A 7,736-nucleotide genomic window follows, 5' to 3' on the forward strand; every position below is an offset into this window, starting at 1 on the left:
GAATGTCGCCACAACAGGCATCAAGACCTGTAACGACCAAAGGGAATTCATTGTGAGCACTGCCGGTAAAACCATCCTGATGGTCGACGACGATCAGGACATTCGCGAGCTGCTACAGACCTACCTCAGCCGCTCCGGCCTCCAGGTCCATGCCGAACCCGACGGCCAGGGCTTTCGCCGCGCGCTGGATGCCGGCAACTACGACCTGGTGATCCTCGACGTGATGCTGCCCGACGAGGATGGCTTCAGCCTGTGCCGCTGGGTGCGCCAGCACCCGCGCCAGTCGCGGGTGCCGATCATCATGCTCACCGCCAGCTCCGATGAAGCCGACCGTGTCATCGGCCTGGAACTGGGCGCCGACGATTACCTGGGCAAACCCTTCAGCCCGCGCGAACTGCAGGCGCGAATCAAGGCCCTGCTGCGTCGCTGCGACTTCACCACGGCCACCCCTGCCAGCGCGGTGCTTACCTTCGAAGACTGGCGCCTGGATACGGTCAGCCATCGTCTGTTCCACCGCGATGGCGAAGAAGTGATTCTCTCCGGTGCCGACTTCGCCCTGCTCAAGCTGTTTCTCGACCATCCCCAGCAGATCCTCGATCGCGACACCATTGGCAATGCCACCCGCGGGCGTGAGCCGATGCCGCTGGACCGCATCGTCGACATGGCGGTGAGCCGCCTGCGCCAGCGCCTGCGTGACACCGACAAGCCGCCGCGGCTGATCCGCACCGTGCGCGGCAGCGGCTACCTGCTTGCCGCGAATGTCAGCTGTGCCGGCTGAGCAGGCTGCCGAGCGCCGCTGGCGCCTGCTGCCGCGCTCGTTGCTGGGGCGCATGCTGCTGCTCACCTTGCTGGTGGTGCTGATCGCCCAGGGGTTGTCGAGCGTGATCTGGGTCGCCCAGCTGCGGGCCAGCCAGCTGCAGGGCCTACGCGCCAGCGCCAGCAGCCTTGCGCACTCGATGAGCGCCAGCGTCAGCTACTTCCGCTCCCTGCCGGTGGCCTACCGGCCGATGGTGCTCGACCAGCTGCGCAGCATGGGCGGTACGCGCTTTTTCGTCTCGCTCAACGAAAAGCCGCTGGACATGCCGGTGCTGCCCATCACCCCGCGCAAACAGGCGGTGATCGAGGTGTTCCAGCAGGTGCTGCACGAACGCCTGGGCCAGCAGATGGAAATCTCCGTCGAGTTCGTCAGCCCCGACGACCTGCGCATCTTCAACAGCGGCCTGAAGCTCGACGAGCTGCCGCGCTCCTGGGCCCACTACGCGTTGACCCTCGAACCGCTCAATCCGCCGGTGCTGGTCACCCAGATCCGCCTGGACGAAGGCGAGTGGCTGTACATCGCCTCGCTGTTGCCCGAGCCCTATACCGGTCTTGAACCCGAGCGCCTGCCGCGCCAGCAGATCGGCTTCATCGCCCTGACCACCCTGTTGCTGCTGTTGTTCATCGGCTTGCTGGTGCACTGGCAGAGCTGGCCGCTCAAGCGCCTGGCGCGGGCAGCGCGGGAGATGTCACTGGGGGCCGACGTGCCGCCGGTGGCCGAAGGTGGCGGCAGCGAGGTGGTCGAGGTAGGGCGCGCGTTCAATGCCATGCGTGAGCGTATCAGCCGCTACCTGACCGAACGCTCGCAGCTGTTCAGCGCCATCTCCCACGACCTGCGCACGCCGATCACCCGCCTGCGCCTGCGGGTGGAACTGCTCGAAGACGAGCACCTGCAAGCCAAGTTCAGCCGCGATCTCGACGAGCTGGAGCTGCTGGTCAAGGGCGCTTTGCAGTGCGTGAAAGATACCGACATCCACGAGAACATCGAACCGATCGACCTCAACCAGGTGCTGGAAATCCTCGCCGAACCCTACCTGCGTGATGGTCGAATCACGGTCGAAGGGCGTGTGTTGGCGCCTTATCCGGGCAAGCCGCTGGCGTTGCGGCGATGCATCGGCAACCTGATCGACAACGCCATCAAGTATGGCGAGCGTGCGCACCTGCGCATCATCGACAACGCCGAGGCCTTCGTGCTGCAGGTCGACGACCAGGGCCCCGGCGTGCCGGAGCAGCGTCTGGAGCAGGTGTTCGAGCCGCATTTTCGTCTGGCGGGGCAGCAGCAGGGGTATGGGCTGGGGCTGGGGATTGCGCGTAACATCGCCCACAGCCATGGCGGGGAGGTGAGTTTGTTGAACCTTCGTGAGGGTGGGTTGCGGGTGACCTTGTTCCTGCCTCGGAATATCGATTGATTTGGCCAGCCCTATCGCGGGACAAGCCCGCTCCCACAGGTACCTGTAGGAGCGGGCTTGTCCCGCGATGAGGTCACTGAAATTGTCACGGGATGGTGACATTCACACAGGCCTTCGTGACATGCCCGCCGGGACGGCTGGCTAGAATTCGCTGACGACAGGCACCCGGCCTGTCCCTGGCAAGGATTGAGCAGGTGATGGACAGCGTCGATTTCCCTTTCTGCAGTTGGCTCGACTCCCCGGTTCACAACGCCTGGCTGGTCGCCGAGGGCCAGCGCCTGGTGACCTTCGCCAAAGCCTCGCGCCTGCCTGGCGGTTTTGGCAGCCTCGATGCCCAGGGCCGACTGCCCGACGGCGCAATCGCCGAAACCCTGCATACTGCGCGCATGACCCATTGCTTCGCCATGGCGCATGTGCAGGGCATCCCTGGCTGCCTGCCGCTGGTGGAGCACGGTGTCGCGGCACTGCTCGCAGGGCCGCTGCGCGATGCGCGGGATGATGGCTGGTTCGCCCGCGCCGATGGCGAGGGCGATACCGGCAAGACCGCCTACCTGCATGCCTTCGTCGCCTTGGCCGCCAGTTCCGCAGTGGTCGCCGGCGCACCTGGCGCCGAGCAATTGCTCGGGGCGGCCACCGCGGTCATCGAGACGCGCTTCTGGAGCGAGGAAGAGGGCGCCCTGCGCGAGTCCTTCGCCCATGACTGGACGCAGCCGGAAGCCTACCGTGGCGCCAACAGCAACATGCACGCCACCGAGGCCTTCCTCGCCCTGGCCGATGTCACCGGCCACACGCACTGGCTCGACCGCGCCCTGCGCATCGTCGAACGAATCATCCACTCCCACGCCGCGGCTAACGGCTTCGGTGTCATCGAGCATTTCGACGTGCAGTGGCAGGCACTGCACGACTACAACCACGAAAACCCCACCGACGGCTTTCGCCCCTACGGCACCACACCCGGTCATGCCTTCGAGTGGGCACGCTTGGTTCTCCACCTGGAAGCCGCGCGCCAGCGCGCCGGTCTGCCCGCCCCGCAGTGGCTGCTGGACGACGCGCGGGGGCTGTTCGCCAATGCCTGCCGTCACGCCTGGCACGCTGATGGTGCGCCGGGCATCGTCTACACCCTCGATTGGCAGAACCGGCCAGTAGTGCAGGCGCGCCTGCACTGGACCCACGCCGAAGCCTGTGCGACGGCTGCAGCGTTGTTGCGTCGTACCGGGGAAGGTGAATACGAGCAGTGGTACCGGCGTTTCTGGGACTTCATCGACAGCCATTTCATCGATCGCGTCCACGGCAGCTGGCACCATGAGCTGGACCCGCAGAACCGCCCTGGCGCAAGCATCTGGGGCGGCAAGCCCGATCTTTACCACGCCTACCAGGCGGTGCTCCTGCCGCGCCTGCCGTTGGCACCCAGCCTGGCCACTGCGCTGGCCCTGGGCAATGTAACCAAGTGATGACATTCGCGCATCGCTTCGTTACCTGCCCTGGTCTGCGCGCTCATTAGACTCCATGCAACGCAAGCGAACGACTTGCACCGCATAACAACAAGAAAGGTATACCGATGAATTCCACTCTGCGCCTCGCCGCCGCTATTTCCCTCGCCTCGCTCATGCCCCTCAGCGCCTTCGCCGCCGAATCCAAAGGCAGCGTCGAGGTGGTGCACTGGTGGACCTCCGGTGGCGAGAAAGCTGCCGTCGACGTCCTCAAGGCCCAGGTCGAGAAAGATGGTTTCACCTGGAAAGACGGCGCTGTGGCCGGTGGCGGTGGTTCCACCGCGATGACCGTGCTCAAGAGCCGCGCCGTTGCTGGCAACCCGCCAGGCGTCGCCCAGATCAAGGGCCCCGATATCCAGGACTGGGCCGCCACCGGCCTGCTCGACAGCGATGTGCTCAAGGACGTCGCCAAGCAGGAAAAGTGGGACAGCCTGCTCGACAAGAAAGTCGCTGACACCGTCAAGTACGAAGGTGACTACGTCGCCGTGCCGGTGAACATCCACCGCATCAACTGGCTGTGGATCAACCCCGAGGTGTTCAAGAAGGCCGGCATCGACAAGGCGCCGACCACCCTCGACGAATTCTACGCCGCAGCCGACAAGCTCAAGGCCGCAGGCTTCATTCCCCTGGCACACGGTGGCCAGCCATGGCAGGACAGCACCGTGTTCGAGAACGTGGTGCTCGCGGTGATGGGGGTGGAGGGCTACAAGAAGGCCCTGGTCGACCTCGACGAAAAAGCCCTGACCGGCCCGGAGATGGTCAAGGCGCTGACCGAGCTCAAGAAGGTCGCCACCTACATGGACCCTGACGGCAAGGGCCAGGACTGGAACCTCGAGGCTGCGAAGGTCATCAACGGCAAGGCCGGCATGCAGATCATGGGCGACTGGGCCAAGAGCGAGTGGACCCTGGCCAAGAAGACCGCGGGCAAGGACTACCAATGCGTACCCTTCCCCGGCACCGAAAAGGGCTTCCTGTACAACATCGACTCGCTGGCGGTGTTCAAGCAGAAGAACGAAGGCACCACCGCAGGTCAGCAGGACATCGCCAAGCGTGTGCTGGGTGAAGACTTCCAGAAGACCTTCAGCATCAACAAGGGCTCGATCCCGGTGCGCAACGACATGCTGGCCGACATGAGCAAGTATGGCTTCGACAGTTGCGCCCAGACCGCTGCCAAGGACTTCCTGGCAGACGCCAAGTCGGGTGGCCTGCAACCGAGCATGGCGCACAACATGGCGACCACGCTCGCCGTGCAGGGGGCGTTCTTCGATGTGGTGACCAACTACATCAACGATCCGAAGGCCGATCCGGCCGATGCGGCGAAGAAGCTCAACGCAGCGGTCAAGGCTGCCCAATAACGGCCCAATCGCGGGACAAGCCCGCTCCCACAGGTTTGGCGCCATGCGCTGAACCTGTGGGTGGGCCAGGTCTTTGTGGGAGCGGGCTTGTCCCGCGATGCGGTGCGCAGCACCGCCCTCGTTCCGGTATCTGAAATCATGACTACGACCACCGCCCAACTGCGGGCCTCACCCCTGGACGCGCTCCAGCGCTGGCTACCGAAACTGGTGCTGGCGCCGAGCATGTTCATCGTGCTGGTGGGCTTCTACGGCTACATCCTCTGGACCTTCGTCCTGTCGTTCACCACCTCGACCTTCCTGCCCACCTACAAATGGGCGGGCCTGGCCCAGTACGCGCGGCTGTTCGACAACGACCGCTGGTGGGTGGCGAGCAAGAACCTGCTGGTGTTCGGCGGGATGTTCATCGGCATCACCCTGGTGATCGGCGTGCTGCTGGCGGTGTTCCTCGACCAGCGCATCCGCCGCGAAGGGGTAATCCGCACCATCTACCTGTACCCCATGGCACTGTCGATGATCGTGACCGGTACCGCCTGGAAGTGGCTGCTCAACCCCGGCATGGGCCTGGACAAGCTGCTGCGCGACTGGGGCTGGGAGGGTTTTCGCCTCGACTGGCTGATCGATCCGGACCGGGTCGTCTACTGCCTGGTGATCGCCGCGGTATGGCAGGCCTCGGGCTTCATCATGGCGATGTTCCTTGCCGGGCTGCGCGGTGTCGACCAGTCGATCATCCGTGCTGCGCAAATCGACGGCGCGAGCATGCCGCGCATCTACTGGACCGTGGTGCTGCCAAGCCTGCGCCCGGTGTTCTTCAGTTCGCTGATGATCCTCTCGCACATCGCCATCAAGAGCTTCGACCTGGTGGCCGCGATGACCGCCGGTGGCCCTGGCTATTCCTCGGACCTGCCAGCGATGTTCATGTATTCGTTCACCTTCAGCCGCGGGCAGATGGGCATGGGTTCTGCCAGCGCGATCCTGATGCTCGGCGCGATCCTCGCGATCCTCGTGCCTTACTTGTATTCCGAGCTGAGGACCAAACGCAATGACCACTAACCTCGACAAACCGGCCCTCAGCCTGGGCCGCATCGCCATCCACGCGGTGCTGCTGCTGGCCGTGCTGCTCTACCTGGTACCGCTGGTAGTGATGCTGCTGACCGGCTTCAAGACCCCGGAAGACATCAGCACCGGCAACCTGTTGAGCTGGCCTGAGCTGTTCACCACGATTGGCTGGGTCAAGGCCTGGGCCACGGTCAGCGGCTACTTCTGGAACTCGATCCTGATCACCGTGCCGGCGGTGCTGATCTCCACGGCCATAGGCGCGCTGAACGGCTACGTGCTGTCGATGTGGCGCTTCCGTGGCTCGCAACTGTTCTTCGGTCTGCTGCTGTTCGGCTGCTTCCTGCCATTCCAGACCGTGCTGCTGCCGGCCTCGTTCACCCTTGGCAAGCTGGGACTTGCCAGCACCACCTCCGGGCTGGTGCTGGTGCACGTGGTCTATGGTCTGGCCTTCACCACGCTGTTCTTCCGCAACTACTACGTGAGCATTCCCGAGGCACTGGTCAAGGCTGCACGCCTGGATGGTGCCGGGTTCTTCACCATCTTCCGCCGCATCATCCTGCCGATGTCGACGCCGATCATCATGGTCTGCCTGATCTGGCAGTTCACCCAGATCTGGAACGACTTCCTGTTCGGCGTGGTGTTCTCCAGCGGCGATTCGCAACCGATCACCGTGGCCCTGAACAACCTGGTCAACACCAGCACCGGTGCCAAGGAATACAACGTCGACATGGCCGCGGCAATGATCGCCGCACTGCCAACCCTGCTGGTCTATGTGGTCGCAGGCAAGTATTTCGTGCGTGGGCTGACCGCCGGCGCAGTCAAGGGGTAAGTCATGGCAACGCTCGAACTTCGCAATGTAAACAAGACCTACGGCACCGGCTTGCCGGACACCCTCAAGGATATCCAGCTGGCCATCAAGGATGGCGAGTTCCTGATCCTGGTCGGCCCTTCCGGCTGCGGCAAGTCCACCTTGATGAACTGCATCGCCGGCCTCGAGAACATCACCGGTGGGGCGATCCTGATCGATGACCAGGACGTCTCCGGCATGAGCCCGAAGGACCGTGACATCGCCATGGTGTTCCAGTCCTACGCGCTGTACCCGACCATGAGCGTGCGCGAGAACATCGAGTTCGGCCTGAAGATCCGCAAGATGCCGCAGTCGGCGATCGACGAAGAAGTCGCGCGGGTAGCCAAGCTGCTGCAGATCGAACACCTGCTCAATCGCAAGCCTGGCCAGCTCTCCGGTGGCCAGCAACAGCGCGTGGCCATGGGCCGGGCGCTGGCGCGCAGGCCGAAGATCTACCTGTTCGACGAGCCGTTGTCGAACCTCGACGCCAAGCTGCGGGTCGAGATGCGCACCGAAATGAAACTGATGCACCAGCGCCTGAAAACCACCACGGTGTACGTGACCCACGACCAGATCGAGGCCATGACCCTGGGTGACAAGGTCGCGGTGATGAAGGACGGCATCATCCAGCAGTTCGGTACGCCCCAGCAGATCTACAACGATCCGGCCAACCTGTTCGTCGCCAGCTTCATCGGCTCGCCACCGATGAACTTCATCCCGGTGCGCATCAGCAAGCAGGACGGGCGCCTGTTCGCCCTGCTCG

Annotated in this window: 7 protein-coding genes; all 7 read left to right on the forward strand. The window is 64.0% G+C overall.

Going from position 1 to position 7,736, the window contains the following annotated elements; translation table 11 throughout:
• Positions 1 to 79 precede the first annotated feature (79 nt).
• Positions 80 to 778, forward strand: coding sequence for a response regulator (locus VA602_RS09250; RefSeq protein ID WP_232233528.1), 699 nt, complete (start codon positions 80 to 82; stop codon positions 776 to 778).
• Positions 759 to 2,225, forward strand: coding sequence for an ATP-binding protein (locus VA602_RS09255; protein WP_063543227.1), 1,467 nt, complete (start codon positions 759 to 761; stop codon positions 2,223 to 2,225). Before VA602_RS09250 ends, VA602_RS09255 begins: the two co-directional genes overlap by 20 nt.
• A 197-nt stretch (positions 2,226 to 2,422) precedes the next feature.
• Positions 2,423 to 3,676, forward strand: coding sequence for a D-mannose isomerase (locus VA602_RS09260; RefSeq protein ID WP_323453069.1), 1,254 nt, complete (start codon positions 2,423 to 2,425; stop codon positions 3,674 to 3,676).
• Positions 3,677 to 3,783: 107 nt separating this feature from the next.
• Positions 3,784 to 5,070, forward strand: a complete 1,287-nt coding sequence (locus VA602_RS09265) for an ABC transporter substrate-binding protein (protein ID WP_063543231.1) — start codon at positions 3,784 to 3,786, stop codon at positions 5,068 to 5,070.
• 138 nt (positions 5,071 to 5,208) lie between these two features.
• A complete protein-coding gene (locus VA602_RS09270) occupies positions 5,209 to 6,120 on the forward strand; it encodes a carbohydrate ABC transporter permease (RefSeq protein WP_054895154.1) in 912 nt (303 codons plus the stop codon).
• On the forward strand, positions 6,110 to 6,955 hold the full coding sequence (locus tag VA602_RS09275) for a carbohydrate ABC transporter permease (protein WP_323453070.1): 846 nt from the start codon (positions 6,110 to 6,112) through the stop codon (positions 6,953 to 6,955). Before VA602_RS09270 ends, VA602_RS09275 begins: the two co-directional genes overlap by 11 nt.
• A 3-nt stretch (positions 6,956 to 6,958) precedes the next feature.
• Positions 6,959 to 7,736: ABC transporter ATP-binding protein (locus tag VA602_RS09280; protein WP_323453071.1), on the forward strand; the 778-nt coding region annotated here is incomplete at its 3' end.

Origin of the sequence: Pseudomonas machongensis (assembly GCF_034961125.1) — a bacterium.
GTDB lineage: Bacteria > Pseudomonadota > Gammaproteobacteria > Pseudomonadales > Pseudomonadaceae > Aquipseudomonas > Aquipseudomonas machongensis.

Coding starts and splice junctions, on each gene's coding strand:
- VA602_RS09265 (WP_063543231.1), top strand. CDS start 3,784: ATGAATTCCACTCTGCGCCTCGCCGCCGCTATTTCCCTCGCCTCGCTC.
- VA602_RS09255 (WP_063543227.1), top strand. CDS start 759: ATGTCAGCTGTGCCGGCTGAGCAGGCTGCCGAGCGCCGCTGGCGCCTG.
- VA602_RS09275 (WP_323453070.1), top strand. CDS start 6,110: ATGACCACTAACCTCGACAAACCGGCCCTCAGCCTGGGCCGCATCGCC.
- VA602_RS09250 (WP_232233528.1), top strand. CDS start 80: ATGGTCGACGACGATCAGGACATTCGCGAGCTGCTACAGACCTACCTC.
- VA602_RS09270 (WP_054895154.1), top strand. CDS start 5,209: ATGACTACGACCACCGCCCAACTGCGGGCCTCACCCCTGGACGCGCTC.
- VA602_RS09260 (WP_323453069.1), top strand. CDS start 2,423: ATGGACAGCGTCGATTTCCCTTTCTGCAGTTGGCTCGACTCCCCGGTT.